Below are 26,733 nucleotides of genomic sequence, written 5' to 3' on the forward strand. Positions count from 1 at the left end.
GCTTAGAGGAAGGCCGGGCCAATAATTCGTATAGCCGTGCCGATGTGCCGAAAATCCGTCATCATGGGCACGCTTTTAGCAATGACCTTCACAGGAATAAAGAGGCAGGGCGCAATAAACTTGCAGCCCTGCCTCCGAAAACTTTACAGATTGACCGGATTTTATCAGTCGAGCGAGAAATCGAAACGATAGGTCGCGGATACGCCAACCATACCATAAACTGGTTCGGCGAACCGTGCTGCTTCACGATGCTCGAATCCTTTGCCGGACCCTGAAGACGGCTATATTCGCCAAACAGGCTTGTATCGATCTTGTCGGTTGCCTTCCAGGTGATGGCACCGCCAACACCGACCGATTCCCAACCGCCGCCCGGACGATATTCCTTCACACCCGATGCAACAGCTTCTTCAGCCGTTACGCCATAATAGGTCTTGAAGTAATCCTTGGAAGCGAAGGTCGCACGCGGACCAGCCGAAACGCGGACCACAGGCGTCACGTCATAGAACGCATCGGCAGCAACATCAGCCACAACGCCCTTATGTGCGCGGATACCATGGCGCACTTCACCACGGACACGCAGCCAGTCAGTCGGATAGACATCAACAAAACCACCGGCTTCACCGCCGAATTTGGTTTCATGAAGACCATCAATCTTGGTGTCGCGCTCAAACATCAGCTTGCCGACAGCACCAACGCGGAAGCGATCCTGATCTATGAATGCAAAAGAGACATTGTCATTGCGCGACGAAAAACGCTCTGCCTCGCCCTGACGGCCAAGCGAAATCAGCGGCTGTGCTGAAAACTTATACTTGTTGGAACCTTCGAACTTCGGAGCAACCAGACCAGCGGCACCCACCTTGAGATACCAGTCGCCGGACCAGAAATACTTGCGAGCCGGCTTGGCTGGTTCTGCAGCATAAACGTCTGTCTGCTGCATATCCGCAGCAACGGCCGAGAACGAACCCACGAACAATGCGGCGCCTGTAATAAAGGCAAGGGAGATACGCGTCACATGAAACTCCGATAAACAGCGCCCCGGAAACTTTGGGGGTATTTAACACTGTTTGAACGGAATATGTAAAATTAAACTTAAATCTTAAGTAGAAATCACTACAGGTTTTTCGCAACATGACTCTCAGAAGTGGAAATCCACTGTGAGGGAGCTCCGTCCGAATGGCTAAGCTGGAAAGGACAGAAGACGATCCAGTGCGGATATCGGTTGTGCTCCCACCAGAATCGCACGCGCTTCTTCTTCATCCCGTTTCATCTGAACGATCAGCGGATCGAGACCGTCGAACTTAATTTCACCGCGCAGATACCCAAAGAAAGAAACTTCAGCGACTTCGCCATAAAGGTCGCCGGAAAAATCAAAGACAAAGGTTTCAAGCAATGGCTTGCCATCACTGTCGACAGTGGGGCGACGGCCAAAACTTGCGACACCGTCATGCAAACTGCCATCCGCCCTGCGGAAGCGCACAGCATAAATGCCGTGTTTCATGCTCACATGGTCATCGATTGTCATATTGGCGGTTGGAAAGCCAAGTGTACGACCAAGCTTCTTGCCGTGAATGACCTCACCGCTGACACGATAGCGATAGCCGAGAAGACCTGCGGCTTCAGCAACTTCGCCCTCGCACAGCAGCGCTCGAATGCGCGTGGAGGAAACAACATTGCCTCCCTCGTCGCTGAATGCATCCACCAGAGAAACACTGAAGCCCGATGACTTTCCGGCCTCCACAAGGAATTCCGGTGTACCACGGCGGCCCTTGCCAAAATGGAAGTCATACCCCGTGACAACGCAATTGGCGTGCAATCGCTCGACCAGGATATTGCGCACGAAATCTTCAGCCGATTGCGCAGAAAAATCTGCCGTGAACGGCTGCTCGACCACAGCGTCGAAACCCATAAGCCGAAGAATCTCGGCCTTTTCTACGGCATCGGTCAGGCGCTCAACAGGCTCGTTCGGCTTGAAGAAGCTGCGCGGATGCGGCTCAAAAGTCAGAACAACCGCAGGCAACCCATCCCGCTCGGCAATTTCCAGCGCGCGCTCCAGCACGGCCTGATGGCCACGATGGACACCATCAAAATTGCCGATCGCTACAACGCAATTACGCAATGTGAGCGGCAATGCATCCGTTCCGGAAAGGCGCTGAAAAGCAGGTTTTGTCATGGTCGAAGCAGATTCTCGAAGCGGATGTTAGACGAGTGCGTAAAGCGAGGCGATTGGCGCATGGCCATGCTTTTGCAGGAATGCATTCATTCTGTCGAAGTCAACATTCCCGTCAGCAGCGTAATCCGCTGCATGGACACCACCGGAAATATAGAGCACATCGAGGCCGTAATCAGCGGCCCCCTTCACGTCGGTCAACACGCCGTCGCCGATACCGAGAATACGGGACTTTTCAACAGGTGCGCCACGAATTTCTTCAACCGCCTTTGAAGCAGCTTCATAGATCGGACGATGCGGTTTGCCTGCAATCAGCGTGCGACCGCCAAGCTGACCGTAATCACGCGCCAGCGCGCCAGCACACCAGATCAGGCGCGGACCGCGCTCAACCATGATATCCGGGTTTGCACAGATGAAAGGCAGATTGCGCGAACGAAGGCGTTGCAGCAGTTCAACGTAATTTTCTGGCGTCTCGGTTTCATCGTCATAAAGACCAGTACAGACAACACCCGAAGCTTCGAACTCTTCAACCAGCTCGACATCCAGACCTTCATAAATCGCCAGCTCACGTTCGCTGCCGATATGAAAGACCTTGCGCGGACCTTCAATAATGAGATCACGGGTCACATCACCCGAGGTGACAACACGGTCATAGGCATCTTCCGGAACACCGAGCAACGTCATCTGTGCAATAACGCTGCCGAACGGACGTGGCGCATTGGTTACGAGAATAACCGTTATGCCCTTGGCGCGTGCGCGCTTCAAAGCCTCGACGGCAGGCGCAAATGCAACTTCGCCATTGTGCAATACACCCCAGACATCACAGAAGATCGCATCATATCCGTCCGTCAGATCGTCTAGGCGCTCAGGCAGTTTCATCACTATCCTCTAGTATGCTGGTCCGGCCGATACCGGTAAAATAAGGAGCCCGACCGTGCCATTATCAAGCAAATGGTCGACTTTGGTGAAGATGCGTCTCAGGCATCCTGCGGTTTCCTCTACAAGAATGAGCCTGATCTGTCACCACGCTTGAGCCAGTCTGCGTCCAAATGGACGCCCGGATGAACGCATTGTGTTCCAACGATTAGGTCTTTCTGCCGATCAGACGCCGTTAACCAAGCCCGCCATTTCCTGAACATAACCAGCCTAAGGTGCTTATTTTCCTGCCCGCCTTGCCAGGCACCTGTATAGTCCCCACATTCCGGGCAACAGCACGCCCATGCCTTTGGCAGCCTTATATGCAGAATTTATTTTCTGCTCTGTCAAAAAACGGCAACGATCCTTGACAAAGAATAGGGCCAGTTCTATCTCTTTGGCACGTTAGCACTCGGACAGACGGAGTGCTAACAAGCGCGGATCGGCTCGATCCGTTAACAGGGTTCAACGTCTATAACACCAAGGGTTATACCATGGCTGATATCAAGTTCCGCCCGCTTCATGACCGCGTCGTCGTTCGTCGCGTTGAATCGGAAGCTAAGACCGCTGGCGGGATCATCATCCCTGACACCGCTAAAGAAAAGCCACAGGAAGGCGAAATCGTCGCTGTTGGCGCTGGCGCTCGTGACGAAGCAGGCAAGCTGATCGCTCTCGAAGTTAAGGCTGGCGACAAGGTTCTGTTCGGCAAGTGGTCGGGCACAGAAGTCAAGATCGGTGGCGAAGACCTGCTGATCATGAAAGAATCCGACATTCTGGGCATCGTTGGCTAATTTTTCGGGCTCGCGCCGGTATCGGCGAAGCCAGAGATTAGTTACCGCCTGAATTTCAATTCACCATAATCTGACCGGGACATTTCCCAGGAGAGTAAAATGGCTGCAAAAGACGTAAAGTTCGGTCGCACTGCGCGCGAAAAGATGCTGCGCGGCGTCGATATCCTCGCTGACGCTGTTAAGGTAACGCTCGGCCCAAAGGGTCGTAACGTCGTTATCGACAAGTCCTTCGGCGCTCCGCGCATCACCAAGGACGGCGTATCGGTCGCCAAGGAAATCGAACTCGAAGACAAGTTCGAAAACATGGGCGCACAGATGTTGCGCGAAGTTGCTTCCAAGACCAACGACACTGCTGGTGACGGCACGACCACTGCGACCGTTCTCGGTCAGGCTATCGTTCAGGAAGGCGCAAAAGCTGTTGCTGCCGGCATGAACCCGATGGACCTGAAGCGCGGTATCGACTTGGCTGTGACTGAAGTTGTTGCAAACCTTCTCGGCAAGGCCAAGAAGATCAACACTTCGGAAGAAGTTGCTCAGGTTGGCACCATCTCCGCTAACGGCGAAGCCGAAATCGGCAAGATGATCGCTGAAGCGATGCAGAAAGTCGGCAACGAAGGCGTGATCACGGTTGAAGAAGCCAAGACCGCTGAAACCGAACTCGAAGTCGTTGAAGGCATGCAGTTCGACCGCGGCTACCTGTCGCCATACTTCGTCACCAACCCAGACAAGATGGTTGCTGATCTCGAAGACGCATACATCCTTCTGCACGAAAAGAAGCTTTCGAACCTGCAGGCTCTTCTGCCAGTGCTCGAAGCTGTTGTTCAGACCTCAAAGCCACTCGTCATCATCGCTGAAGACGTTGAAGGCGAAGCTCTCGCAACGCTCGTTGTCAACAAGCTGCGTGGCGGTCTGAAGATTGCTGCTGTTAAGGCTCCTGGCTTCGGCGATCGCCGCAAGGCAATGCTCGAAGACATCGCGATCCTCACCGGCGGTCAGGTTATCTCCGAAGATCTCGGCATCAAGCTTGAAACCGTTACGCTCGACATGCTCGGCCGTGCGAAGAAAGTTTCGATCACCAAGGAAAACACCACGATCGTTGACGGTGCAGGCCAGAAGGCTGAAATCGACGCGCGCGTTTCGCAGATCAAGCAGCAGGTTGAAGAAACCACTTCTGACTACGACCGCGAAAAGCTTCAGGAACGCCTTGCCAAGCTCGCTGGCGGCGTTGCAGTTATCCGCGTTGGCGGTGCAACTGAAATCGAAGTTAAGGAAAAGAAGGACCGCGTTGACGACGCCCTGAACGCAACCCGCGCTGCGGTTGAAGAAGGTATCGTTGCTGGTGGTGGTACCGCTCTGCTCCGCGCTTCGTCGCAGATCGTTGCAAAGGGTGCAAACCCTGACCAGGAAGCTGGCATCAACATCGTTCGTCGCGCTCTGCAGGCTCCTGCTCGCCAGATCACGACCAATGCTGGTGAAGAAGCTTCGGTTATCGTTGGCAAGATCCTTGAAAACGGCTCGGACACCTATGGCTACAACACTGCCAATGGCGAATTCGGCGACCTGATCAAGGCTGGCGTTGTTGATCCGGTTAAGGTGGTTCGTACCGCTCTGCAGAACGCAGCATCGGTTGCTGGTCTCCTGATCACCACCGAAGCCATGATCGCTGAACTGCCTAAGAAGGATGCAGCTCCTGCTGGCATGCCTGGTGGTATGGGCGGCATGGGCGGCATGGATTTCTAAGAAATCCATCCGAGTATTGCGCAGCACAGGCGACTTCGCCTGTGCGACCGCGACAATACGGCTTGTAAAAGAAAAACCTCCGGTCTTGGCCGGAGGTTTTTTTATGCCTGTTTTAAAATTCAGCACTTCTTCACACAGCATGTGATGAACAAGATTTAAGGTATAAAATTGGGAGAAAAGCAGTATTCGATTGCTTTTCTTACATTGTGTAACTCTTTGTGATTTATAGAAAATTTACCTATCGCGGGCTTTACTAAGGAAGCTGCGGTTATTTTAGCATTTTCTGATTTACATTCTGCAGTTTTCATGGTCAATCGCTATCGATACGAGATGGACTTCCTGTTTGCCCCCGCACTTTGGAAGTCCTGTCTCAGGCAACAGGAAAGGCAGGCGCGAGCCTGCCTTTCCACTTTTGCACTATAGGCTTATCGACCGCTCATTCTGCAGCTTCAGCCTGACTATAGTCGCGGCCCGACGCACGCGCGTCATAACGCGCCCGCGCCATCATGACCTGCGTCTCATTGGCAATTGCCCACTCCCCCAAACCTCGGACCGGCTTGAGAAGATCGCGCCCCATTTCCGTCAGTTCATATTCCACCTTCGGCGGAATAGTCGGAAAAACAGTTCTGGATACAAACCCGTCGCGCTCGAGATTTCGTAGCGTTGTCGTCAGCATTTTCTGTGAAATACCATCAACTGTGCGGCGGATTTCATTAAATCGCATTGGACCATTGCCAAGATAACTCACAACCAAAACCGTCCACTTATCGCCAACGCGCGACAAAATATCGGTCACAGCCCTGCAAGCACTGGTTTCCTTGAAGTCACCGGGTTTCATAAAAGTGCCTCCTTGCGCCTTATCCAGTCACCGGTATAGCGTTAGTCTCCATTGGTTACCACTAAAAAGGATATATCTATGAGCAAGCTAAAAGTTGCAGTGATCGTCGGCAGCACCCGTGAACAGCGTTTCTCACCAGTATCGGCGGAATGGATTGCGAAGGTCGCAGCCGCACGCCCTGAATTCACTGTCGAAATCCTCGATCTGGCCGATTATCCAATGGGCTTTTATGGCGACACAGCAACCACCACCGCACAGGCGGAGACCGCCGACAAGTGGAAAACCAAGCTTCGCGAGTTTGACGCCTATATCCTGACTGCTGCCGAATATAACCATGCGCCAACAGCGGTTCTGAAAAACGCTATCGATTATGGTGACTGGATTCAGAAGCCAATCGGCTTCGTCGGCCATGGCGGCGTTGGCGGTGCTCGCGCTGTCGAACAGCTGCGGATGATCGCAGTTGAGATGTCATCCATGTCGGTCAAGACTGGCGTCCATATTCTGTTCCCGGACTACCTTGCAGTGGTCAAGAAAGAGAACACGCTGGATGATTTCCCGCATCTGGCGGAAGCCGCCAAGAACATGCTGGACCAGCTGGTATGGTGGGGCCATGCCTTGAAAGCCGCACGCCTCGGCTAATCGTTCGCGACGAGCCGCGGAACTTCGCAAACGCTGGGAACCGCGGCTTGTCGCACCGCTTTTCCGCCCTATGATTATCTGAACTGATAATGGGATGGATAATCATATGCGCAAAGAACTGCCGATAGCCACTGCGCCGAAAGACGGACGCAAAGTCACTGTGGTCTGGATCGATGATGACGATCAGCGCAATGAATCGGTTGGCCAATATCGTTCGCTCGATAAGCTGAAAGCCGGTGGTGGTGATTGGGATGAAACTGACACCGGCTGGTGGATATTCACCGACAGCAAAACCCAGCAAAAGGTTGAGCCGACCGGATGGATTTCAGAAACCGACGACGGCGATGACGACAACGAGGATAACTAAACCTGGAACGCTTATTGCGCTCGATAAAATTTGACTTTTATATTCATATTTTATCAAATGATTGAGAGCTAGGGCTTTGCTGTGCAAGCATTCCATAGCCAATAATCCAGCAATGCTGTTATTCTCGATTCTACGGGCGGGCATTTCTCCCGCCTGAAACAAGCCGGAGACTGAAGATGACTGCCACGCGTACCGAAACAGATACTTTCGGACCGATTGATGTTGCCGCCGACCGTTACTGGGGCGCGCAAACACAGCGTTCTTTGCAAAACTTCAAGATCGGCGGGGAGCGTATGCCCTTGCCTCTGGTTCATGCATTGGGCGTCGTCAAGCGCGCAGCAGCTGAAACCAATATTGCTCTCGGCAAGCTTGATCCGGTTCTGGGACAGGTCATCGCCGTTGCTGCATCCGAGGTGATTGAAGGCAAGCTCGACGATCATTTCCCGCTTGTTGTCTGGCAGACGGGCTCTGGTACGCAGTCAAACATGAATGCCAACGAGGTTATTTCCAACCGCGCGATTGAGCTTCTGGGCGGCGAACTTGGCTCGAAAAAGCCAGTGCATCCGAATGACCACGTCAATATGGCCCAGTCGTCGAATGACACTTTTCCGACTGCAATCCATATCGCAACGGCAGTTGAAACTGTTCAACGCCTCTATCCTGCTCTGGCACACCTCACCAAAGCGCTCAAGGATAAGGAAGTAGCGTTCGAGCACATTATCAAGATTGGCCGCACGCATACGCAGGATGCGACGCCGGTTACGCTTGGGCAGGAATTCTCCGGCTATCGCGCAGCGCTGGAATATGCGCGCCATCGCATTGAACAGTCGCTTGCTGACGTGTTCCTGCTGGCACAGGGCGGCACGGCGGTTGGTACGGGTCTCAACGCGCCAAAAGGCTTCGATACCGGCTTTGCCGATGCCGTGAGCGAAATCACTGGCCTCAGCTTCAAAACCGCGCCAAACAAGTTTGAGGCGCTTGCAAGTCACGGTGCGCTTGCAAACTTCCATGGCAGCCTCAACGCGCTCGCCGCTGATCTTTTCAAAATCGCCAACGACATTCGCTTCCTTGGCTCGGGTCCACGTTCTGGTCTTGGCGAGTTGTCGCTGCCGGAAAATGAACCCGGCTCGTCGATCATGCCGGGCAAGGTTAATCCGACGCAGGCTGAAGCTCTGACCATGGTGGCAACACAGGTCTTCGGCAATCAGACCACGGTAACCGTTGCTGCAAGCCAGGGACATTTTGAGCTTAATGTCTTCAAGCCGGTCATTGCCTATAATGTACTGCAGTCGATCCGCATCCTAAGCGATGCCATGGTCTCATTTGCAGACAATTGCGTGGAAGGCATTGAGGCCAATGAAGACCGCATCAAGGACCTTCTCGAGCGTTCACTGATGCTCGTAACCGCTTTGGCGCCCGCTATCGGCTACGACAATGCTGCCAAGATCGCAAAGACCGCACATAAGAACGGCACGACCTTGCGCGAAGAAGCATTGAAGAGCGGCCATGTCTCTGAGGAAGATTATGACCGGCTTGTGCGTGCAGAAAAAATGATCGCTCCAGATTGATTGTGCGCAATTAGTGAACAAACTGTCGAGCAATATCTATCTTTTCTTGACAGTGTAGAGTAGGTATTGGGTTGCTCAGTTTAATTGGAGATTCCCCTGATGTCGTCTATCACTCCTCAGAGCAACGGCCTGGCCACGCTCGTCGCACGCGTCTTTCTTTCGATCCTGTTCATTCTCGCTGGCTTCGCCAAGCTGACAGCAATTTCCGGTACTGCCGGCTACTTCGCTGGTCTCGGCCTCCCGGTTCCAACTGTAACCGCCGTTCTGGTTGGTCTGGTTGAGTTCGTCGGCGGCCTCGCCATTCTCGTTGGCTTCCAGACCCGTATTGCTGCTGCAATCGTGGCCCTGTTCACCATCGGCGCAACGCTTGTCGCGCACATGAACTTCGCTGAAGGCATGAACGCACTGATGGCACAGAAGAACCTCGCAATTGCTGGCGGTCTGATCCTTCTCGCCCTGCAGGGTGCAGGTTCGATCTCAATCGATGCAAAGCGCGGCTAATTCCCGCTCTAATGCCTGACTTTGAAAAGCCGTGCTTTATCAGCACGGCTTTTTTAGTATCCGCTTTATCCAGACACAGAACTGTTACTTAGAGCTCGCAAAGATTGCACCGCACGATCTTGTAAGATATTGCAACCGCCTATTTTAATTTTGGAAAGACATATCGTCCTCCCAGACGTGTCTCATAACTTAGCTTGTAGAGAAAAAATGGCCGTTTCACCCGCAACGAACAGTCAGCCTCGAGCTGATGCCCATACGGGCAACAATTACAGCTTTGCACTTGCCAGCCTCACCATGCTCTTCTTCATGTGGGGCTTCATCACTTGTCTCAACGACATCCTGATCCCGCATCTTAAAGGCGTCTTTCAGCTCAACTACTTCCAGTCGATGCTGATCCAGTTCTGCTTCTTTGGTGCTTACTTCATCGTCTCGCTACCTGCTGGCGCACTTGTCAAACGCATCTCCTATAAATGGGGCATCGTAACGGGTCTGGTGATTGCAGCCATCGGCTGTGCGCTGTTCATTCCGGCAGCATCCTATCGCGTTTACGAACTGTTTCTCGGTGCGCTTTTCGTGCTGGCTTCGGGCGTCACCATTCTTCAGGTGGCTGCAAATCCCTATGTCACCATTCTGGGCGCACCTGAAACAGCCGCCAGCCGTTTGACACTGACACAGGCTTTCAATTCACTCGGCACAACCGTCGCGCCGTCCTTTGGTGCACTCCTGATCCTGTCCGCAGCAACCAGTGATGCTGCAAGCTCTGCGCAAGCGGATGCGGTTCAGTTTCCTTATCTTCTTCTTGCGCTGGCTTTCGCGGTTCTCGCAATCGTTTTTGCAATCCTGAAACTCCCGGATGTTCAGGAAGAAGAAACCGCGGCTCTCACAAAGGAAGATGGTTCCGCCTGGCAGTATCGCCATCTGGTCTTGGGCTCTATCGGCCTGTTCGTTTATGTCGGCGCTGAGGTCAGTGTCGGCAGCTTCCTCGTCAACTTCCTCAACGATCCAAATGTTGCGGGTTTGGCGGAGTCTGAGGCTGCGCACTACGTTTCCTATTTCTGGGGCGGCGCCATGCTCGGACGCTTCATCGGTGCAGCTGCCATGCGTTATATCGATGACGGTAAGGCGCTGGCTTTCAATGCGCTCATGGCTATTATTTTACTGCTCATCACCGTTGCCACCACAGGCCATGTTGCCATGTGGTCGGTTCTGGCAATCGGTCTCTTCAACTCGATCATGTTCCCGACGATCTTCAGTCTGGCTCTGCATGGTCTTGGCAAGCATACCAGTCAGGGTTCGGGTATTCTGTGTCTGGCCATTGTGGGTGGTGCGATCATCCCGCTTATTCAGGGTGCTCTCGCAGATAAAGTGGGCATTCATCTGGCATTTCTGATGCCGATCATCTGCTACATCTACATCGCCTATTACGGCTTGATTGGCAGCAAGCCTAAAATCTAGAGCGCATCCCGAAAAGTGCGAAGCGGTTTTCGGGACAAGATGCGCGTAAAACAAATATTTAGAGCGTTTTCTACGATTCAATCAAAACTGAAACGCTCTAAACACAAAAAAGCCGGTCTGAAATTCAGACCGGCTTTTTAAATTCAATATTATATTGTTAGCCTGCAAGACCCTTACGGATACGGGCAATCACATCCTGAACGCGGTTATTCTGATCGCTGCGACGAGCTGAAACGAGACAAGCCTGCGAGCGCAGGATAATCCCATCTTCAAGCACTTTGAGCTGATTGGCTTTGAGCGTCGAACCGGTCGATGTAATATCAACGATCATATCTGCCGATCCCGCCGCAGGCGCGCCTTCGGTCGCGCCCAGACTTTCAACGATGCGATAGACTTGAATACCGTGCTTCTGCGAGAAGAACTGCTGCGTCAGACGCCAGTATTTCGTGGCAATACGCAGACGGCGACCATGACGCTGGCGGAAATCGGCAGCGACATCATCAAGGTCGGCCATGGTCGTCACATCGCGCCAGACTTCAGGCACAGCAACCACAACGTCAGCATGGCCAAAGCCAAGCTCTGCTTCAATCGCCACGCGCTCATCGGCATGAGCAAGCGTTTCACGGATCAGGTCTTCTCCGGTAACGCCCAGATCAACGCTACCATAGCCAAGTTCGCGCGCGATTTCGGACGCCGACAAAAACAGAATGTCGAGATCGTTCTCGCCTTCAACCCGCGCACGGTAATTGCGTGAGTCATCAGGCAGAATAACCTTGTATCCGGCCTTTTCCAGCACGGCGAGCGTCTGCTCTTTCAGCCGTCCTTTGGACGGAAGTGCGAGCGTTACAGTCATGATTGTTCTCCGCTCAGCGCCTCAAGCCGGTCGAGCCAGATTGAAAAACCAACGCCCGGAATGTTTTCGGATGCACCGAGCATAGTCAACAGCCGGTCGTAACGACCGCCACCGGCCAGCACCATATCCTTGTCGCCGCCTGCCTGCCGGATTTCATAAACGAGCCCCGTATAGTAATCGAGCGGACGTCCGAAAGACGCATCGTAGACAATATCTTCGGCATGAATACCGGCGGCGATAATCGCATCCGTGCGCGCTTCAAACTTTTGCAGAACAACGCTCAGATCAAGCGCATTGTCAGCCGCAAAAGCCCGCAGCGTAATGGTGGCAGCTTCAAGCGAAACGCGGGTAGAAAGAAAACGCTTCAACACATCAAGCGCAGATGAAGGGAAACGGGCCGCAGCCAGATCTTCTTTTTCAATGAGGCGACGGGCGATTTCCGCAGGCGTACGTCCCGCGCCCGGCGACATGCCAGCTTCGAGCATTTCTGCTTCCAGCATACGTGCCAGCCCTGCCTCGTCACCTTCGGCAACCAATCCAGCCAGATGTTCCGGCAACGGGTCAGTGCGCTGCTCGCCAGTCAGCTCGGCAAAAGCTGCTTCCATCGTATGGGCATCGCCAAAGGCACGCAGCAGCTTCTTGCGCCACCCTTGCGGAAGACCCAGGGCCTTCAACATACCTGCAAAAACGGACTGATCGCCCAGCACGATTTCAAGCTTGGCATTGGGAGCCGCGGCATGAACACAGCCCAGCGCATCGGCAATCGAACGCGCGTCCGATGCCGCTTCGTCGGTTGCACCCAAATCCTCGATGCCTGCCTGAAGAAACTCAGCCGCGCCATCGCGACGCTGGCGGAACACTTCACCGAGATAGGCATAACGCTTCGGTGTTGCAGCATTCAGCGCAATATGATTGCGGCAGACCGGAATGGTAAATTCCGGACGCAGGCAAAGGCTGTCGCCATTTTCATTTTCAGTGAGAAAGATACGGCGGCGCAAATCTTCGCCCGCCATATCCAGAAACGGATCGGCAGGTTGGATCAGCGGAATATCGACAAGCTCAGCCTCGCTGGCACCAAGCTGCCCGCGAAGCGTCGTGAAGACTAAAGATGTGCGTTGACCTGCCATGTTATCCGTCACTTCGCCTGCTGTGCGCGATCGCGAGCTTGCGCTTCAAGGATTTCGCGCACTGCCGCAACGATACCCTCTTCCTTGACCGTGACCTGCGCCGGGCGGCTTTCGCGCCAGGTCGCATTGTCTTCGATCTCGGCAGAAATGCGCTTGCCTTCAATCAGATCCTTGATCTGAACTTCGCCAGCCTCACGCTCCTGCGAACCCTGAATGATCACGCATGGCGCATCGCGACGGTCAGCATATTTCATCTGCGCTTTCATGCCGGAACCGCCGACATACATTTCAGCGCGGATGCCTGCCTGACGCAGCTGAGAAACCATCTTCTGATAGCCACCCAGGCTCTGCGCATCCTTGTCCATGACCAGCACGACGACCGGGCCAACCACGTCGGACACATCAAGCTTGCCGAGGTTTTTCAGCGCTGTCATCAGGCGCGAAACGCCGATGGAGAAGCCCGTTGCCGGAACCGGCTCGCCACGGAAGCGCGAAACCAGACCGTCATAACGACCGCCGCCGCCAACCGAACCGAACACAACCTTCTGGCCATCTTCATTAGTGACATCGAAAAGAAGCTCGGCTTCAAATACAGGGCCGGTGTAATATTCGAGACCACGCACGACCGAAGGATCGATCTTCACGCGACCTTCATAGCCACCAGCGTCAAACAGAGCTTCCATATCGGCAAGCTCTTTCACGCCTTCTTCGCCCTTGGCGTTGCCAGCAACAACGGCCTGCAGATTGGCAATGGTTTCAGCACCGGTTGCACCACCCGCAGCGGTGAAGGCCAGAACCTTTTCCACGGCCGCATCGGACAGTTCAGCGCCCTTGGTGAAATCACCGCTTTCGTCAAGACGGCCTTTGCCCAGCAGAAGACGAACGCCGTCAGCGCCAAACTTGTCGAGCTTGTCGATGGCACGAAGAACATTGAGCCGCTTGCCAGCATTCGCATCGCCTTCAAGGCCAATGGCTTCGAGCACGCCGTCGAGAACCTTGCGGTTGTTGACGCGGATCACATAATCGCCGCGCGCAATGCCAAGGCGTTCAACCGTGTCGGCCATCATCATGCACATTTCAGCATCAGCCGAGACATTTGGCGCGCCAACCGTATCGGCATCGAACTGCATAAACTGGCGGAAACGACCTGGACCCGGCTTTTCGTTACGGAAAACCCAACCGTTGCGATAGCTGCGATAAGGTTTTGGCAGGCTTTCGTAGTTTTCAGCCACGAACCGCGCCAGCGGCGCAGTCAGATCGTAGCGAAGCGACAGCCACTGCTCGTCGTCGTCCTGAAACGAGAACACACCTTCATTCGGGCGATCCTGATCCGGCAGGAACTTTCCGAGCGCATCGGTATATTCGATGAGCGGCGTTTCCACCGGCTCAAAACCATAGAGGTCGTAGACTTCGCGGATGGTCGCCGTCATCTTTTCGGTGGCGCGCAGATCATCCGGCACCCGATCGACAAATCCGCGCGGCAACCGCGCCTTCATCTTGTCCGCTTTATCGGCCATTTTTCCTGCCTGATCGCTGATTTTGTTCATGTTGCGCCGGAAAATCCGGCAAATCCGTTGCCGGTTTCCTAACGCATCAAACCGGGTGCGGCAAGTGCAGGAAGAGCTTTAAAAAGCGCGATCAGCGCGTGGCGATGGCAACGGCCACGCCAGCCATCATTCCGGCGCATGTGCGATTGGCGATCTTGACCATGCGCGGGGTGCGCAAAAAGCGGCGTGCCTGCACGGCCAGCAGCACCCAAGCATTATAGACAACGGCCAGAACCATGAACATAACCAGCAGCAATTCGCCCCAGCCAAGGATCGAAACGCCGGTGAGATCAATCACGGTCGGCAGGATGGCAACATAGAAAACCATGATCTTCGGATTGCCGAGCGTGATTGCCAGCGCGCTCAGGAAAAGACCACCAGCCTCATTGCGGCGCGGGATGATTTCTTCATTGATAAGATCGCTGACAGGCGCAAACCACATTTTCCAGGCGAGATAGGCCAGATAGACGAGGCCACCATATTTAAGCACGAGAAAGACCGTGTGGAAATTCTGCGCCAGGGTTGAAAGCCCCCAGACAGCGAGCGACAACCAGACGGCATCGCCAATCCAGAGACCGAGCATGAATGGAAAAACGCCCTTATGGCCGCGGCTGATCACACGGGCTACCAGCGCACCAATGTTTGGACCCGACGTGCCAGCTGCAACCATCAAAATTCCGGCAAAGACTGCAAGCGACGTCAGATCCATCTTCCTCACTCCTGAAACAAGGCTCAGAACGAAACCCGGTGGTTGTGACAGAAAACCGAATCCGGCGCAATCAGCGCGATAATTCTTAGTTTTATCGCGCATCTTATCCGAAAACCGATTCACACTTTTCGGAATGCACTGTTTATTGCGGCCGCTTCAAATCCTGACGAAGTTTTTCAATGTTCGGGCGGCAATGACAGCCTTCAATATGATCGTTGACCAGCCCCATGGCCTGCATGAAGGCATAAACAGTCGTTGGCCCGACAAAAGACCAGCCGCGTTTTTTGAGATCTTTGGAAATACGCGTTGAGGTCGCTGTGGTCGGATTAGCGGACAAGGTCGGATAATCCACAACCTGCGGACGATCCTCTGCACCCGGTTCAAACGACCAGAAATAAGCAGCCAGTGAACCTTTTTCTTTCACAAGCTCGATGGCACGTTTGGCATTGTTGATGGTGGAAACGATTTTGCCCCGGTGACGGACGATGCCCTTATCAGCGAGCAGACGTTCAATATCCTTGTCGTCATAAAGCGCGACACGATGAAAATCGAAACCGTCAAAAGCCGCACGGAAATTTTCACGCTTGCGCAAAATCGTCAGCCAGGACAGACCCGACTGGAAACCTTCAAGGCAAATTTTCTCAAACAGGCGATGATCGTTTGTAACCGGAACGCCCCATTCATTGTCGTGATAGGCAATATAATCCGGGAGTTCGCCCGGCCAGAAACAGCGCATTTTGCCGTCTGCATTGACGATCAAGCCAGTCTTTTCCTGCACCGTATCGCTCATTTCTGGTCTCCAGACTTTTATCGATTTTTAATCATGTCGCGCAACTTGCTGCTAACCACAACTTTAATTTGCGATGAGTCAGAGCCCGACACGCAGCAAAATTTACCTTTATGATTCCATTGCCCGGCACAATGGGCCCATGAAATTCGGGGCCGTTCTCCTGACAGGAGCTGTCAGGAGTGCGATGGGTAACAGCGTCAGCGTGAATGCAGGACGCAAAACAGACGGATTTGGCTTATGCAACCACGTCATCTGCTTTTGATCGGTTCACTTGCGGCAATCGCCGTTTCCATTGTGACCACCAGCATGGCTTTTGCCAATGATCGTTACGCGACTCAACCACCGGTTCGCGTCGACAATCAAACATCGCAGCGCTGGATCGCCCAGCTCAATGGACCGGCGGTCCGTGTCTTGCCAACACTTGATGCAGCACAACCGCAAAAGCGCACCATTGTCCGGCAAAAGCAGCCACCGAAGGCACGTTATCAGAGCGTGAGCCAGCAGCGCCCTGCTGACAATCCGGCAAAAGTGGTCCGCAAGAAGCAGCAGCTCGACCCAATGTTCCTGCCGCAAGTCGTATCGTATAGCGGCGGTGAAAAGCCGGGAACTCTGGTCATCGATACAAACAAGCGCTTTCTTTATCTCGTTGAAGGCAACGGTCAGGCCCGCCGCTATGGCATTGGCGTCGGCAAGCAGGGGTTTGGCTGGAAGGGCACACAGCGCGTGAGCCGCAAAGCGGAATGGCCGACCTGGACACCGCCAAAGGAAATGATCGCGCGCGAACGCAAAAAGGGCCGCATCCTGCCAGCGCAGATGAAGGGTGGCATCAACAATCCTCTTGGCGCTCGCGCACTTTATCTCGGTTCCACGCTGTACCGCATTCACGGCACCAATCAGCCCTGGACCATCGGTAAAGCCATGTCTTCCGGCTGTTTCCGTATGCGTAACGAAGATGTGACCGACCTCTATGGTCGTGTTCCTGTGGGCACCCACGTCGTCGTTCGCTGACGGGTGCCACCGCAAACCCTTCATTCGAGGTCAGTTCAGGCCGCCGTTGCAAACAAGCGACGGCGGCTTTTTGTCATCGAATTGAAACTTTTGACGTTTTTATAGGAAAAGCGTCCGCCTTAACGCACAAAGGCAGACGAAAGGTCTTTCACTTTTCATGCGAACACCCATATGCTGTGGAAGCAAAATGACGAGAATATATGTAAGAGGGAAGGACTTAACATGACCGTACCGGCGGTAAAACTGAACGACGGCAATCACATTCCGCAGCTCGGTTATGGTGTCTGGCAGGTGGGCAATGATGAAGCCATCTCAGCCGTCAGCGAAGCGCTGAAGGTGGGCTACCGGCATATCGATACGGCTGCCATTTATGGCAACGAAGAAGGCACCGGCAAGGCAATCAACGAGTCCGGCATCGCGCGTGGCGATATTTACCTGACGACCAAGCTCTGGAACAAAGAACAGGGTTATGAGTCAACTCTCAAAGCTTTTGACGAAAGCCTTAAGAAGCTCGGCACGGACTATGTTGATCTTTATCTGATCCATTGGCCGCTCCCATCCAAAGACCTTTTCATGGAAACATGGCGCGCTTTCATCAAGATCAAGGAAGAAGGACGTGCGAAATCGATCGGCGTGTCGAACTTCCGCACCGCTGATCTTGAACGCATTCTCAAGGAAAGCGACGTTGTTCCGGTTCTCAACCAGATCGAACTGCACCCGCAATTCCAGCAGGATGAACTGCGCCTGTTCCACAGCAAGCACAACATCGCAACCGAGGCCTGGAGTCCGCTTGGACAGGGCACTATTCTTGAAAACCCGACGCTGAAAACGATTGCTGAAAAGCACGGTAAGTCAGTCGCTCAGGTTATCCTGCGCTGGCATATCGAAACCGGCAATATCGTTATTCCAAAGTCGGTTACGCCAGCACGCATCAAGGAAAACTTCGAAGTATTCGACTTCAGCCTCAATGGCACCGACCATGATGCAATCACCAAGCTGGACAAGACAGACGGTCGCATCGGACCGAACCCTGCGACGTTCTCGGTGGTTTAATGGAATTGAAAAGCCCGGAGTTTTTCTCCGGGCTTTTTTTACAGCATGTCTCCCAAAAGTGGGAGCCGGTTTTGGGGCAAAGACATGCGCACAAACAAAAGATAGAGCATTTCGCATTAAAGCTGAAACGTTCGAAATGCTCTATCGCAGCAGTTTCAAGCTGCCCGTTAGCGAGCGCACCCATTTTGATGGGCCTGCAATTCCCAGCCCGTCAATCACCTCGGTAGCAAGTTCCCTTTCAGGAAACGCCGCTTCATATTCCGCATAAACATGCAGCGAACGCGCAAAGGAAGGGAAGGCCACAACAGCCTGCCGCTCTTCAAAGCCTGCTGCTTTTAATGCGATGGCCCGAATAGTTTCCGCATCAGCCTGAAGGATTGGCACCGGACGATCCGAGCTGATGTCGATTGCGACGCCCGTTTTATCGACCAGCTGTCGGGCGGCAATGAAGGGCAGCTTCGCACCCAGCCCAATCGAAATCGCGCCAACTGTATTGGCGAGCAGTCCCAGCGGCAGTTCTGGATTAACAATAATGGCGAGACGCAGATCTTCGTGCATGACGGCTCCTGAAACAGAAATCTCTTACCGAGAAATACACCGCATCACGAGGTTAATCCTGCCTATCTGTCCCGCCTTACATAGATTTATGGTAGATATTACCAGAAATAGTCGATTCTGAGGTAAATCTATATGAACACACTCGATACATCTGACATCAGGATTCTCGAAGCCTTGCAGGATGACGGTCGCCTCACAAATCAGGCTCTCGCGGATCAGGCCGGCATGTCCACTTCTCCAAGTTGGCGCAAAGTTCGCAAACTGGAGGAAGATGGCGTGATACAGGGTTATCGCGCCACGCTGGATCGCAAGGCAATTGGACTTGGCGTTCTGGCTTTCGTCCGCATCAAAATCGATAGTCACAGTGAAGCGGAAGCCGAGCAATTTGCGGCTGAACTGATGAGCCTTGATGAAGTCATCACCTGTTACAGCATCGCCGGTGACGCCGACTTTCTGCTGCAAGTCGTATCGCACGATCTCGATACCTATGCGGATTTTGCAATGTCCACGCTGCGCCGCCTGCCCCGCATCAAGGAAATGCAGACAACTTTCGTGCTGAAAGAAACGAAAAGCTTCAAGGGCTTTCCGCTCAAACATGCCCGGTCAGTGAAGGCTGGAACCTGAAAGCACAACGGGCTTTGGCCCGCCATAGGCCCAGTCCAGCAATTCAATCGTGTGCACAATCGGCAGCTTACTGCCTGTTGCGATCTGCGTCATACAACCAATATTGCCGGTCGCAATCAGATCGGCTCCGGTCGCCTCAATATTCCTGACCTTGCGATCGCGAAGTTTGGCCGCGATCTCCGGCTGCATAATATTATAGGTGCCCGCCGAACCGCAGCAGAGATGTCCTTCCAGTGGCTCTTTCACCGTGAAACCCGCTTTTGAAAGCAGGTCTTTCGGTTGACGCACAATCTTCTGGCCATGCTGCATGGAGCAAGCCGAATGATAGGCAACCGTCAGCACGTTCGGTTCTTCGGCTTGCGGCAGTTCGATGGTCGTCAGATATTCGGTAATATCCTTGGCAAGCGATGATACGAGCGCAGCTTTATCCTTATAGGCTGGGTCGAGCCGCAGCATGTAACCGTAATCCTTGATCGTCGTTCCGCAGCCCGACGCTGTCACGATAATCGCATCGAGACCGCCCGTCTCAATCTCCCGCGTCCAGACATCGACATTGTGCCGGGCCTGATCGAGCGCCTGCTCTTCGCGCCCCATGTGGTGAACCAGCGAACCACAGCAGCCTTCATCCTTTGGTGCCACCACTTCAATGCCAAACCGATTGAGCAATCTCAGTGTCGCGGCATTGATGCCGGGGTTAAGCACAGGTTGCGCGCAGCCATTCAGGATCGCAACACGCCCGCGCTTTTCGCCCTTGGCCACACTTATTGGTAGAGGATCAGCTTTGGCGGGAAGACTTTGCGGTGCGAGTTCCAGCATGGCTGCGATAGGCTTCAGGCTCGCGTTTTTCCGCATAAGCGGAGCAAATGGTCGCCCGAGTTTGGCGAGCTTGAGTGCCATCCGAAACCGGCCCGGATAGGGCAGAACCTGCGCCAGCACCCCGCGCAGTAAGCGGTTCATGAATGGACGCTTGTAGGTCTTTTCGATATGCGCGCGCGCATGATCGACCAGATGCATATAATTGACGCCCGATGGACAGGTCGTCATGCAGGAAAGGCACGATAGACAGCGATCAACGTGGCGCACGACTTCTTCATCCGCCGGACGTCCGTTTTCGAGCATATCCTTGATAAGATAAATGCGTCCGCGTGGACTATCGAGTTCATTACCAAGCGTCACATAGGTCGGGCAGGTCGCCGTGCAGAAACCGCAATGCACGCATTTACGCAGGATTTTATCTGCTTCGCTCACACCCGGATCGAGCAATTGTTCGGGGCTGAAATGGGTCTGCATGGCTCACGCTCCCGCCTGCTCAGGATACATACGTCCCGGATTAAGAATGTTATCCGGATCAAACTGATGTTTCAGCCTCTGTGAAAGTGCTGCAAGCGCTGTCGGTTGCGGCTCAAATACGTCCATGTTGGCTCGCACAAATTCCGGTGCGCGTATCAGCGTTGCATGACCGCCGCCATATTTAGCGATTAGCTTCCGCAGCGTGCCTGCTTCCGGCTCGGCTTCCATCCGCATCCAGATCAAACCACCTTGCCAATCATAATAGGCATCGACGCCTGCATGGCGGCGAAACTCATCAATCATACGCCAGCCTTGCAACGGTGCCATTGAAACACGCCAGACCACACGAGTATCACCAGCCTGCGCATAGGGCAGCACATCGCGAACTTCTGTCCAGAGCTGTGTCGATTGAGGCTCATCAATCACGTCGATTGCGCCTGCCCGGTTAAGTAGAGCCTGTAATTGCCCGCTTCGATGTGCGACAGACGGCGCAAAACCTTCCAGCCTCAGAATGGTTGCGGCTTCCCAGCCGAGCTTGCCGTCGAGAAAGCGATTGGCGACAGTGGGCGGCAAATGAGCGCTCGATGCCACTTCCTCGCGCGATCCCATCGCCATAGCCATGACGCGAGCAGCCTGCTCGTCATCCAGCCCGCGAACAGCAAGCGTCACAGAAGTCTCAGGCTTGGGCAGAACCTTGAATGTAACTTCGGTTGCCACACCCAGCGTACCCCAGGAGTTGGCCATGCCTTTGGAAAGATCGTAACCGGTGACATTCTTGACGACACGCCCACCGGATTTAAACAATTCACCCCGACCCGAAACCACCCGCACGCCCAGGGTATGATCGCGCGCAGCGCCCGCCTTCAACCGACGCGGCCCCGACAGATTGGCAGCCAACACACCCCCAATTGTGCCGCGACCTGCTTCACCGCCAAGCAGCGGACCATAATCCATCGGTTCAAAATGAAAGCATTGGTGGCTTGCCGCCAGCAGTTTTTCAATTTCAGAAACGGGTGTGCCAGCCTTCGCTGACAGCACCAGCTCATCTGGCTCATAGAGTGTTATGCCTGAAAGCTGCGACACATCCAGAACATGCCCAGCCTGCACTGGGCGACCTATTCCACGCTTTGACCCGTTGCCGATAATCTCCAGCGGCGTTGACGTGCCGAGTGCCCACTGGACCGCTTCGACGACGTCCGATTCATCCTGCGGTATTAAGGTTTTAGCATCAGTCATTTTCATAACCACAGATCAGAAACGCGGAAGGTCGGGGAAGGCCAGCTCGCCGCGATGCACATGCATACGACCAAGCTCGGCACAGCGGCGCAATTGCGGAAAGACCTTGCCGGGATTGAGCAGGTGCTTGGCATCAAACGCACATTTCACACGCATCTGCTGGTCGAGATCTATTTCGTTGAACATCTCCGGCATAAGATCGCGCTTTTCGATACCCACGCCATGCTCGCCCGTCAGCACGCCGCCAACCTTCACGCAAAGACGTAAGATATCGGCGCCGAAATCTTCAGCAGCCTCCAGCTCTCCGGGAATATTTGCATCATAGAGGATGAGCGGATGCAGATTGCCATCACCCGCATGAAACACATTGGCGACCCGAAGCCCGTATTTTTCGGATAACTCGCGCATTCCGGACAAAACACGCGGCAGTTCTTTGCGTGGAATGGTCCCATCCATACAGAGATAGTCCGGCGAAATACGCCCCACCGCCGGGAAAGCAGCTTTACGGCCCGCCCAGAAAGCCAGCCGCTGTTCTTCCGACTGCGAAAGAATGCAGGTGGTCGAACCATTCTTAAGCGCAATGCTCTCGACCGCTCCGATCAAATGGTCAACTTCAATCGGCGGCCCATCGAGTTCGACGATCAGCAGTGCCTCTACATCGAGCGGATAGCCAACACGAACAAAGTCTTCAGCTGCACGAATGGCAGGCCTATCCATCATTTCCATGCCACCCGGAATGATCCCAGCGCCGATAATATCGGCGACGCATTGCCCCGCCTGCTCACTCGATGGAAAGCCGACCATGACAGCACGCGCGGTTTCGGGCTTCTGCAGAATACGAACGGTGATTTCCGTCACCACTCCAAGCAGACCTTCCGAGCCGGTCATCAGCCCCAGCAGATCATAACCTTCGCTATCAAGATGCTTGCCGCCAAGGCGCAGGACTTCACCAGTTATCAGCACCATTTCGATGCCAAGCACGTTATTGGCGGTGAGCCCATATTTCAGGCAATGCACGCCACCAGCATTCTCCGCAACATTTCCGCCTATCGAGCAGGCAATCTGCGAGGATGGATCAGGCGCATAGTAAAAACCTTCATGCTCAACAGCCTTTGTAATGCCGAGATTCGTTACCCCCGGCTGTACGACTGCAACGCGATTGGGATAATCGATTTCGAGAATACGATTGAAGCGGGACATGCCGAGAAGCACAGCATCAGCCAGCGGCATCGAACCGCCGGACAGCGATGTGCCAGCTCCGCGCGGCACCACGCGAATACCATTGTCATGACAATAGCGCAGAACGTCTGAGACTTGATCGACGGTTTCGGGCAGGACAACGACCAGCGGCAGAGAACGATGTGCTGTCAGCCCATCGCTTTCAAACACACGCATCGCATTAACAGTATCGACAACGCCTTCACCCGGCACGATATTGCGCAAGTCGGCAACGATGCTAGCCCGTCTTTGCAAGACGCCCGCATCCGGCTCCGGCATGACCAATCCGCTCATATATTCCTCCGCCTCCCAGCGACTTCACATAACTGGTAAACTAATTTTACCAATCATGCCTATGGCGAAACAGTTTTGACACTGCGGCATAATCGCCTTGCGATCCCGACGAGGCCTCGGCTAGATGGGGTCAGCACATAAAGCTGTCGGGGAGGGTTTGAAACTATCATGATGAGCAGTCTGGCCGATATGGAGATTTTCGCACGCGTTGTCGCAACCGGCAGCATGTCTGCAGCAGCGCGCGATCTCGGCCTGTCGCCTGCTGTGGTTTCCAAGCGGCTCGGTCGGCTTGAAGAGCGGCTTGGCACCCGCTTGCTCCAGCGCACGACGCGTCAGATTGCACTCACCGAAGCAGGTCAAGGCTATCATGAGCGCGTTCTTGGCATTCTCGGCAATATCGAAGAGGCGGAAGCCTTTGTCGCCCGCCGGTCAGCGGATGCGCGCGGGACGCTGAAAATCTCCGCTCCCACCACTTTCGGACGTATGCATATCGCGCCTTATCTGGTGCCATTCATGCGCGCCAATTCCGACCTCACCGTCAATATGCAGCTTTCAGACGAAATGGTCGATATTGTCGGTGACGGTTATGATCTCGCTATTCGCATTGGCGAATTATCCGACTCAACGCTTGTGGCCCGCCGCCTCGCACCTGTGCGCAGAATTCTTGCGGCATCCCCGCATTATATTGCAGAACGTGGGACACCGCAGACGATCGAAGATCTCGCCGATCATATCTGCCTCGCACCGCACAATAACGATCCATGGCGGCTTGAAGGTCCAAAGGGACCAATAACAATCCGCCCCGTCGGTCCGCTCCAGACCAATTCAAGCGAAATGGTGCGCGAGGCAGTGCTGGCCGGTCTTGGAATTGCACAGCGTTCAACCTGGGACATTGGCCCTGAGCTCGCAGAAGGCAGGCTGGTGCAGGTTCTGCCGGAATACGCCGCATCGCGAAATGTCGCCATCCACGCGGTTTACCCCTCCAAACAGTTCCTGCCCGCTAAAGTGCGACTTTTCATAGACTATCTGGCAGATCTTTATGGACCAGTGCCTTACTGGGAGAGCGGCAGTTCTCCACAAGGCATGTCTAAATAATAGACGGGAACGGCATGATTGCGTAGTAAAGCGCCCGTCGCGTGATCGCGACAGCGTTTGCCGTTCGCCAAACAATATTAAGGAATAACAATGAACACAGTACCCCGCCTGATTTTCGCACTCGTCGTGGCCGTTATCGTCGGTTGCGGCTTCATGTATTATGACAAGTCGCGCGGCGCTGAATGGGTTGTTTCCCCGCAGCAGATCGAACAAGCAAAATCCGAAGGCAAAACTGGCTTTGAAAGCCGCCCCGGAACCGTCACGGTTCTTCCGATCCGTAGCGAAACCGCAGATGTCCTGCCCTTCAAATGGGCGATGTACGGCCTCGTTGCCGGTATTGTTGTTTTCGTTTCTGGCCGCAAGCGCAAGAAGACCTGATAACAGGTTCCAACCCTTTAAAACCCCCGGAAGTTAGTTTCCGGGGTTTTTACTTATCAGCTGTAGAGACCCGTTGCCCGTCTGACGGCTTAGGGCTAATTTGCAGCCATGACGGAGGCAGCAGACGGCATGGCCGAGACAATTTTTTCCCGCATTCATGCAAGCCGCACGGCAGATGATGTTGTGCACCAGATCGAGAGCCTGATTCTTGAAGGTGTGTTGCGCGGCGGCGACCGGCTTCCAGGCGAACGGGAGCTTGCACGCCAGTTCGATATTTCCCGTCCTATTCTACGCGATGCCCTGAAGCAGCTCGAAAATGCTGGCCTTCTCACATCGCGACACGGTGGCGGCACATTTGTGGCAGATGTCATTGGGCAGGTTTTCAGTGCGCCCGTGGTGAAGCTTTTTACTGACCATCGCAAAGCCAAAGCCGATTATCTGGAATACCGTCGCGAGATAGAAGGCATTGCAGCTGAATTTGCTGCGCTGCGCGCGACGCCTGCCGACAAGGCGCTCTTGAAGGAAATTATCTTAGCAATGGAAACGGCGCACGGTGCCGGTGATTTTGATACGGAAGCACGGCTTGATGTCGATTTTCACAATGCGATCGGCGAAGCCGCACACAATATTGTGCTACTGCACACATTGCGCTCCTGTTATCAGCTGCTGAAAGACGGGGTTTTTTACAATCGTAGCTTGATTTACAGTTACCCCGGTGTCGCTGACATGTTCCTGTCACAGCACCGCGCCATTTACGACGCTGTTGTTGCTGGTAACCCGCAAGCGGCGCGCGAAGCGGTGCAGAAGCATATCCGCTTTGTCGAACAAGCCACCAACGACCGTGAGCTCAATGATGAGCGCGAGCGCGTATCGCGACTGCGCTACCGTCAGCGAGCAGGAAAAGAAGTCAAAGAAGGCCGTGATCTATGAGTGGCGTTACACTAAAGGACGCGAAAGGGCCGGAAGGCATCCGGCTTTATGCCATTGGCGATGTGCATGGTCGCCTTGATCTCTTGCAGGATATACATGGTCTGATCCATGCAGATATTGATCGCAACCCAACGCATGACTGGCGCATCATTCACCTTGGCGACTATATCGACCGGGGACCGGGTTCCAAAGGCGTGCTGGATTTTCTGATCCATGCATCAACACACGATCCCCGCATTCTCTCGCTGATAGGCAATCATGACGACGGCTTTCTGCGCTATCTGGCGACCGGCGATACGAACGGCATTTTTGCGCTTCATGGCGGCAGCGATACCGCCCGATCATACGGCGTTGAAGTCGATTATATGGATCCGGCGTCGGCTGCGGCAGGATACAGGCAGCTCGTAGACAACGTTCCGCAAGCGCATGTCGACTACATACGCTCAATGCCATCTTCAGTGAGCTTTGGTGATTTCTTCTTCTGCCATGCTGGTGTGAACCCGGCAGTTTCTCTCGACACGCAGGATCGTGACGATCTGATGTGGATCAGGACACTGTTTCTGAAATGGACTGATCCGCTGGAAAAGGTCATCATCCACGGACATACGCCGCAGAGCGCAATCGATGTTCAACCCAACCGGGTCAACCTCGATACTTATGCCTGGAAAAGCGGAAAGCTGTCAGCCATCGTGATCGATGGCCTTGAAAAGCGCTTTCTGGAAGCGACTGGTCCCGCCGCTAAATCTGTAATTTAACGCGCGCTGGAAATGCCGTAGCCGTCGGTGGAGGTCATGCTGTTACCGGCATCGACGGTGAAAATGCCAACTGCCATGAACACGATCGCAGAAATCATCAGGACGGTGAGGAGTGCGGCATGCTTAGCGGTCATGGTCGAAAACTCTTTCGAGGTTATCGGGGGAAACGATGAACCGAGCTTTCCTAATAGCCAAGGCTTGCACCTTGCCTGATCACTGACCGCCCGGAAGTTGGCTTCAGTTACACCTGAAAAAAGTTACCCGCAACTGAACGAACGAACTACAAT

The 26,733-nt window shown here is 54.1% G+C and carries 27 protein-coding genes and 1 pseudogene; 14 read left to right on the top strand and 14 right to left on the bottom strand.

Annotated elements, in window-relative coordinates:
* Nucleotides 1-164: 164 nt before the first annotated feature.
* The 3 genes and pseudogenes from CEV34_RS18070 to CEV34_RS18080 all read right to left on the bottom strand — a co-directional run bounded on the left by CEV34_RS18070 (nucleotide 165) and on the right by CEV34_RS18080 (nucleotide 3,046).
* Nucleotides 165-937: pseudogene (locus CEV34_RS18070) on the bottom strand (MipA/OmpV family protein).
* Between the two features lie 240 nt (nucleotides 938-1,177).
* Nucleotides 1,178-2,170 (bottom strand): bifunctional riboflavin kinase/FAD synthetase, encoded by a 993-nt coding sequence (locus CEV34_RS18075; protein ID WP_039860499.1) that lies wholly within the window; start codon nucleotides 2,168-2,170, stop codon nucleotides 1,178-1,180.
* A gap of 27 nt (nucleotides 2,171-2,197) precedes the next feature.
* Nucleotides 2,198-3,046, bottom strand: coding sequence for a TIGR01459 family HAD-type hydrolase (locus CEV34_RS18080; RefSeq protein ID WP_039860498.1), 849 nt, complete (start codon nucleotides 3,044-3,046; stop codon nucleotides 2,198-2,200).
* A 530-nt stretch (nucleotides 3,047-3,576) separates the two neighbouring features.
* Between CEV34_RS18080 and groES the strand changes: the two genes are divergently transcribed.
* Complete coding sequence (gene groES, locus CEV34_RS18085) at nucleotides 3,577-3,873, top strand: co-chaperone GroES (protein WP_006472506.1); 297 nt, start codon at nucleotides 3,577-3,579, stop codon at nucleotides 3,871-3,873.
* A 99-nt stretch (nucleotides 3,874-3,972) separates the two neighbouring features.
* On the top strand, nucleotides 3,973-5,613 hold the full coding sequence (gene groL / locus CEV34_RS18090) for a chaperonin GroEL (RefSeq protein WP_007878053.1): 1,641 nt from the start codon (nucleotides 3,973-3,975) through the stop codon (nucleotides 5,611-5,613).
* 436 nt (nucleotides 5,614-6,049) lie between these two features.
* On the opposite strand, the gene CEV34_RS18095 is transcribed toward groL, so the two are convergent.
* On the bottom strand, nucleotides 6,050-6,451 hold the full coding sequence (locus CEV34_RS18095; protein WP_007878050.1) for a winged helix-turn-helix transcriptional regulator: 402 nt from the start codon (nucleotides 6,449-6,451) through the stop codon (nucleotides 6,050-6,052).
* Between the two features lie 78 nt (nucleotides 6,452-6,529).
* On the opposite strand from CEV34_RS18095, the gene CEV34_RS18100 reads away from it, so the two are divergent.
* The 5 genes from CEV34_RS18100 (at nucleotide 6,530) to CEV34_RS18120 (ending at nucleotide 10,981) form a co-directional block, all read left to right on the top strand.
* A complete protein-coding gene (locus CEV34_RS18100) occupies nucleotides 6,530-7,090 on the top strand; it encodes an NADPH-dependent FMN reductase (RefSeq protein WP_007878049.1) in 561 nt (186 codons plus the stop codon).
* Between the two features lie 106 nt (nucleotides 7,091-7,196).
* Nucleotides 7,197-7,457 carry a hypothetical protein gene (locus CEV34_RS18105; protein WP_007878045.1) on the top strand — a complete coding sequence of 87 codons (261 nt, stop codon included), beginning with the start codon at nucleotides 7,197-7,199 and terminating at the stop codon, nucleotides 7,455-7,457.
* A gap of 176 nt (nucleotides 7,458-7,633) precedes the next feature.
* Entirely contained in the window at nucleotides 7,634-9,025 is a 1,392-nt protein-coding gene (fumC, locus tag CEV34_RS18110) for a class II fumarate hydratase (protein WP_007878044.1), read from the top strand.
* A 99-nt stretch (nucleotides 9,026-9,124) separates the two neighbouring features.
* Nucleotides 9,125-9,526, top strand: coding sequence for a DoxX family protein (locus CEV34_RS18115; protein WP_007878043.1), 402 nt, complete (start codon nucleotides 9,125-9,127; stop codon nucleotides 9,524-9,526).
* A gap of 207 nt (nucleotides 9,527-9,733) precedes the next feature.
* Nucleotides 9,734-10,981: a sugar MFS transporter gene (locus tag CEV34_RS18120; protein WP_007878042.1), complete on the top strand. Its 1,248-nt coding sequence runs from the start codon at nucleotides 9,734-9,736 to the stop codon at nucleotides 10,979-10,981.
* A gap of 157 nt (nucleotides 10,982-11,138) precedes the next feature.
* Here CEV34_RS18120 and hisG read toward each other — a convergent pair whose 3' ends face one another.
* From hisG to CEV34_RS18145, 5 genes are all read right to left on the bottom strand, one after another.
* Nucleotides 11,139-11,834: an ATP phosphoribosyltransferase gene (gene hisG / locus CEV34_RS18125; RefSeq protein WP_007878033.1), complete on the bottom strand. Its 696-nt coding sequence runs from the start codon at nucleotides 11,832-11,834 to the stop codon at nucleotides 11,139-11,141.
* Nucleotides 11,831-12,961 carry an ATP phosphoribosyltransferase regulatory subunit gene (locus CEV34_RS18130; RefSeq protein ID WP_094544209.1) on the bottom strand — a complete coding sequence of 377 codons (1,131 nt, stop codon included), beginning with the start codon at nucleotides 12,959-12,961 and terminating at the stop codon, nucleotides 11,831-11,833. Before CEV34_RS18130 ends, hisG begins: the two co-directional genes overlap by 4 nt.
* A gap of 8 nt (nucleotides 12,962-12,969) precedes the next feature.
* A complete protein-coding gene (gene hisS, locus CEV34_RS18135; protein ID WP_007878031.1) occupies nucleotides 12,970-14,478 on the bottom strand; it encodes a histidine--tRNA ligase in 1,509 nt (502 codons plus the stop codon).
* Nucleotides 14,479-14,599: 121 nt separating this feature from the next.
* Nucleotides 14,600-15,217, bottom strand: coding sequence for a LysE family translocator (locus tag CEV34_RS18140; RefSeq protein WP_039860490.1), 618 nt, complete (start codon nucleotides 15,215-15,217; stop codon nucleotides 14,600-14,602).
* Between the two features lie 142 nt (nucleotides 15,218-15,359).
* On the bottom strand, nucleotides 15,360-16,007 hold the full coding sequence (locus CEV34_RS18145) for a DNA-3-methyladenine glycosylase I (protein ID WP_007878029.1): 648 nt from the start codon (nucleotides 16,005-16,007) through the stop codon (nucleotides 15,360-15,362).
* Between the two features lie 237 nt (nucleotides 16,008-16,244).
* Between CEV34_RS18145 and CEV34_RS18150 the strand changes: the two genes are divergently transcribed.
* Together CEV34_RS18150 and CEV34_RS18155 are read left to right on the top strand one after the other, a co-directional pair.
* Entirely contained in the window at nucleotides 16,245-17,015 is a 771-nt protein-coding gene (locus tag CEV34_RS18150; protein ID WP_007878028.1) for a L,D-transpeptidase, read from the top strand.
* A 222-nt stretch (nucleotides 17,016-17,237) separates the two neighbouring features.
* Entirely contained in the window at nucleotides 17,238-18,068 is an 831-nt protein-coding gene (locus CEV34_RS18155) for an aldo/keto reductase (RefSeq protein ID WP_007878026.1), read from the top strand.
* A 141-nt stretch (nucleotides 18,069-18,209) separates the two neighbouring features.
* Here CEV34_RS18155 and CEV34_RS18160 read toward each other — a convergent pair whose 3' ends face one another.
* Complete coding sequence (locus tag CEV34_RS18160) at nucleotides 18,210-18,626, bottom strand: DUF2000 domain-containing protein (protein ID WP_007878020.1); 417 nt, start codon at nucleotides 18,624-18,626, stop codon at nucleotides 18,210-18,212.
* 132 nt (nucleotides 18,627-18,758) lie between these two features.
* On the opposite strand from CEV34_RS18160, the gene CEV34_RS18165 reads away from it, so the two are divergent.
* Entirely contained in the window at nucleotides 18,759-19,250 is a 492-nt protein-coding gene (locus CEV34_RS18165) for an Lrp/AsnC family transcriptional regulator (RefSeq protein ID WP_007878019.1), read from the top strand.
* Here CEV34_RS18165 and glcF read toward each other — a convergent pair.
* Genes glcF through CEV34_RS18180 form a run of 3 tightly spaced genes read right to left on the bottom strand, consistent with a single transcriptional unit; the run spans nucleotide 19,230 to nucleotide 23,288 of the window.
* Nucleotides 19,230-20,540 (bottom strand): glycolate oxidase subunit GlcF, encoded by a 1,311-nt coding sequence (glcF, locus tag CEV34_RS18170; protein ID WP_007878017.1) that lies wholly within the window; start codon nucleotides 20,538-20,540, stop codon nucleotides 19,230-19,232. The two genes, CEV34_RS18165 and glcF, sit on opposite strands and share 21 nt — an antisense overlap.
* Before the next feature lie 3 nt (nucleotides 20,541-20,543).
* A complete protein-coding gene (glcE, locus tag CEV34_RS18175) occupies nucleotides 20,544-21,776 on the bottom strand; it encodes a glycolate oxidase subunit GlcE (protein WP_007878012.1) in 1,233 nt (410 codons plus the stop codon).
* A 15-nt stretch (nucleotides 21,777-21,791) separates the two neighbouring features.
* Nucleotides 21,792-23,288 carry an FAD-linked oxidase C-terminal domain-containing protein gene (locus tag CEV34_RS18180; protein WP_007878006.1) on the bottom strand — a complete coding sequence of 499 codons (1,497 nt, stop codon included), beginning with the start codon at nucleotides 23,286-23,288 and terminating at the stop codon, nucleotides 21,792-21,794.
* 168 nt (nucleotides 23,289-23,456) lie between these two features.
* Between CEV34_RS18180 and CEV34_RS18185 the strand changes: the two genes are divergently transcribed.
* From CEV34_RS18185 to CEV34_RS18200, 4 genes are all read left to right on the top strand, one after another.
* A complete protein-coding gene (locus CEV34_RS18185) occupies nucleotides 23,457-24,383 on the top strand; it encodes a LysR family transcriptional regulator (protein WP_007878004.1) in 927 nt (308 codons plus the stop codon).
* Nucleotides 24,384-24,473: 90 nt separating this feature from the next.
* On the top strand, nucleotides 24,474-24,761 hold the full coding sequence (locus tag CEV34_RS18190; protein ID WP_007878002.1) for a hypothetical protein: 288 nt from the start codon (nucleotides 24,474-24,476) through the stop codon (nucleotides 24,759-24,761).
* A 129-nt stretch (nucleotides 24,762-24,890) separates the two neighbouring features.
* Nucleotides 24,891-25,691, top strand: coding sequence for an FCD domain-containing protein (locus CEV34_RS18195; RefSeq protein ID WP_007878000.1), 801 nt, complete (start codon nucleotides 24,891-24,893; stop codon nucleotides 25,689-25,691).
* Complete coding sequence (locus CEV34_RS18200) at nucleotides 25,688-26,446, top strand: metallophosphoesterase (RefSeq protein WP_007877998.1); 759 nt, start codon at nucleotides 25,688-25,690, stop codon at nucleotides 26,444-26,446. Before CEV34_RS18195 ends, CEV34_RS18200 begins: the two co-directional genes overlap by 4 nt.
* On the opposite strand, the gene CEV34_RS27105 is transcribed toward CEV34_RS18200, so the two are convergent.
* A complete protein-coding gene (locus CEV34_RS27105; RefSeq protein ID WP_007877997.1) occupies nucleotides 26,443-26,580 on the bottom strand; it encodes a hypothetical protein in 138 nt (45 codons plus the stop codon). The genes CEV34_RS18200 and CEV34_RS27105 overlap by 4 nt on opposite strands.
* Nucleotides 26,581-26,733 lie beyond the last annotated feature (153 nt).

Source organism: Brucella pseudogrignonensis (genome assembly GCF_002252525.1).
Classification (GTDB): Bacteria; Pseudomonadota; Alphaproteobacteria; order Rhizobiales; family Rhizobiaceae; genus Brucella; species Brucella pseudogrignonensis.

Coding starts and splice junctions, on each gene's coding strand:
- CEV34_RS18185 (WP_007878004.1), top strand. CDS start 23,457: ATGATGAGCAGTCTGGCCGATATGGAGATTTTCGCACGCGTTGTCGCA.
- hisS (WP_007878031.1), bottom strand. CDS start 14,478: ATGGCCGATAAAGCGGACAAGATGAAGGCGCGGTTGCCGCGCGGATTT.
- groES (WP_006472506.1), top strand. CDS start 3,577: ATGGCTGATATCAAGTTCCGCCCGCTTCATGACCGCGTCGTCGTTCGT.
- fumC (WP_007878044.1), top strand. CDS start 7,634: ATGACTGCCACGCGTACCGAAACAGATACTTTCGGACCGATTGATGTT.
- CEV34_RS18095 (WP_007878050.1), bottom strand. CDS start 6,451: ATGAAACCCGGTGACTTCAAGGAAACCAGTGCTTGCAGGGCTGTGACC.
- CEV34_RS18155 (WP_007878026.1), top strand. CDS start 17,238: ATGACCGTACCGGCGGTAAAACTGAACGACGGCAATCACATTCCGCAG.
- CEV34_RS18200 (WP_007877998.1), top strand. CDS start 25,688: ATGAGTGGCGTTACACTAAAGGACGCGAAAGGGCCGGAAGGCATCCGG.
- CEV34_RS18160 (WP_007878020.1), bottom strand. CDS start 18,626: ATGCACGAAGATCTGCGTCTCGCCATTATTGTTAATCCAGAACTGCCG.
- CEV34_RS18105 (WP_007878045.1), top strand. CDS start 7,197: ATGCGCAAAGAACTGCCGATAGCCACTGCGCCGAAAGACGGACGCAAA.
- CEV34_RS27105 (WP_007877997.1), bottom strand. CDS start 26,580: ATGACCGCTAAGCATGCCGCACTCCTCACCGTCCTGATGATTTCTGCG.
- CEV34_RS18190 (WP_007878002.1), top strand. CDS start 24,474: ATGAACACAGTACCCCGCCTGATTTTCGCACTCGTCGTGGCCGTTATC.
- CEV34_RS18080 (WP_039860498.1), bottom strand. CDS start 3,046: ATGAAACTGCCTGAGCGCCTAGACGATCTGACGGACGGATATGATGCG.
- CEV34_RS18140 (WP_039860490.1), bottom strand. CDS start 15,217: ATGGATCTGACGTCGCTTGCAGTCTTTGCCGGAATTTTGATGGTTGCA.
- hisG (WP_007878033.1), bottom strand. CDS start 11,834: ATGACTGTAACGCTCGCACTTCCGTCCAAAGGACGGCTGAAAGAGCAG.
- CEV34_RS18075 (WP_039860499.1), bottom strand. CDS start 2,170: ATGACAAAACCTGCTTTTCAGCGCCTTTCCGGAACGGATGCATTGCCG.
- groL (WP_007878053.1), top strand. CDS start 3,973: ATGGCTGCAAAAGACGTAAAGTTCGGTCGCACTGCGCGCGAAAAGATG.
- glcE (WP_007878012.1), bottom strand. CDS start 21,776: ATGACTGATGCTAAAACCTTAATACCGCAGGATGAATCGGACGTCGTC.
- CEV34_RS18115 (WP_007878043.1), top strand. CDS start 9,125: ATGTCGTCTATCACTCCTCAGAGCAACGGCCTGGCCACGCTCGTCGCA.
- CEV34_RS18145 (WP_007878029.1), bottom strand. CDS start 16,007: ATGAGCGATACGGTGCAGGAAAAGACTGGCTTGATCGTCAATGCAGAC.
- CEV34_RS18130 (WP_094544209.1), bottom strand. CDS start 12,961: ATGGCAGGTCAACGCACATCTTTAGTCTTCACGACGCTTCGCGGGCAG.
- glcF (WP_007878017.1), bottom strand. CDS start 20,540: ATGCAGACCCATTTCAGCCCCGAACAATTGCTCGATCCGGGTGTGAGC.
- CEV34_RS18195 (WP_007878000.1), top strand. CDS start 24,891: ATGGCCGAGACAATTTTTTCCCGCATTCATGCAAGCCGCACGGCAGAT.
- CEV34_RS18180 (WP_007878006.1), bottom strand. CDS start 23,288: ATGAGCGGATTGGTCATGCCGGAGCCGGATGCGGGCGTCTTGCAAAGA.
- CEV34_RS18165 (WP_007878019.1), top strand. CDS start 18,759: ATGAACACACTCGATACATCTGACATCAGGATTCTCGAAGCCTTGCAG.
- CEV34_RS18100 (WP_007878049.1), top strand. CDS start 6,530: ATGAGCAAGCTAAAAGTTGCAGTGATCGTCGGCAGCACCCGTGAACAG.
- CEV34_RS18120 (WP_007878042.1), top strand. CDS start 9,734: ATGGCCGTTTCACCCGCAACGAACAGTCAGCCTCGAGCTGATGCCCAT.
- CEV34_RS18150 (WP_007878028.1), top strand. CDS start 16,245: ATGCAACCACGTCATCTGCTTTTGATCGGTTCACTTGCGGCAATCGCC.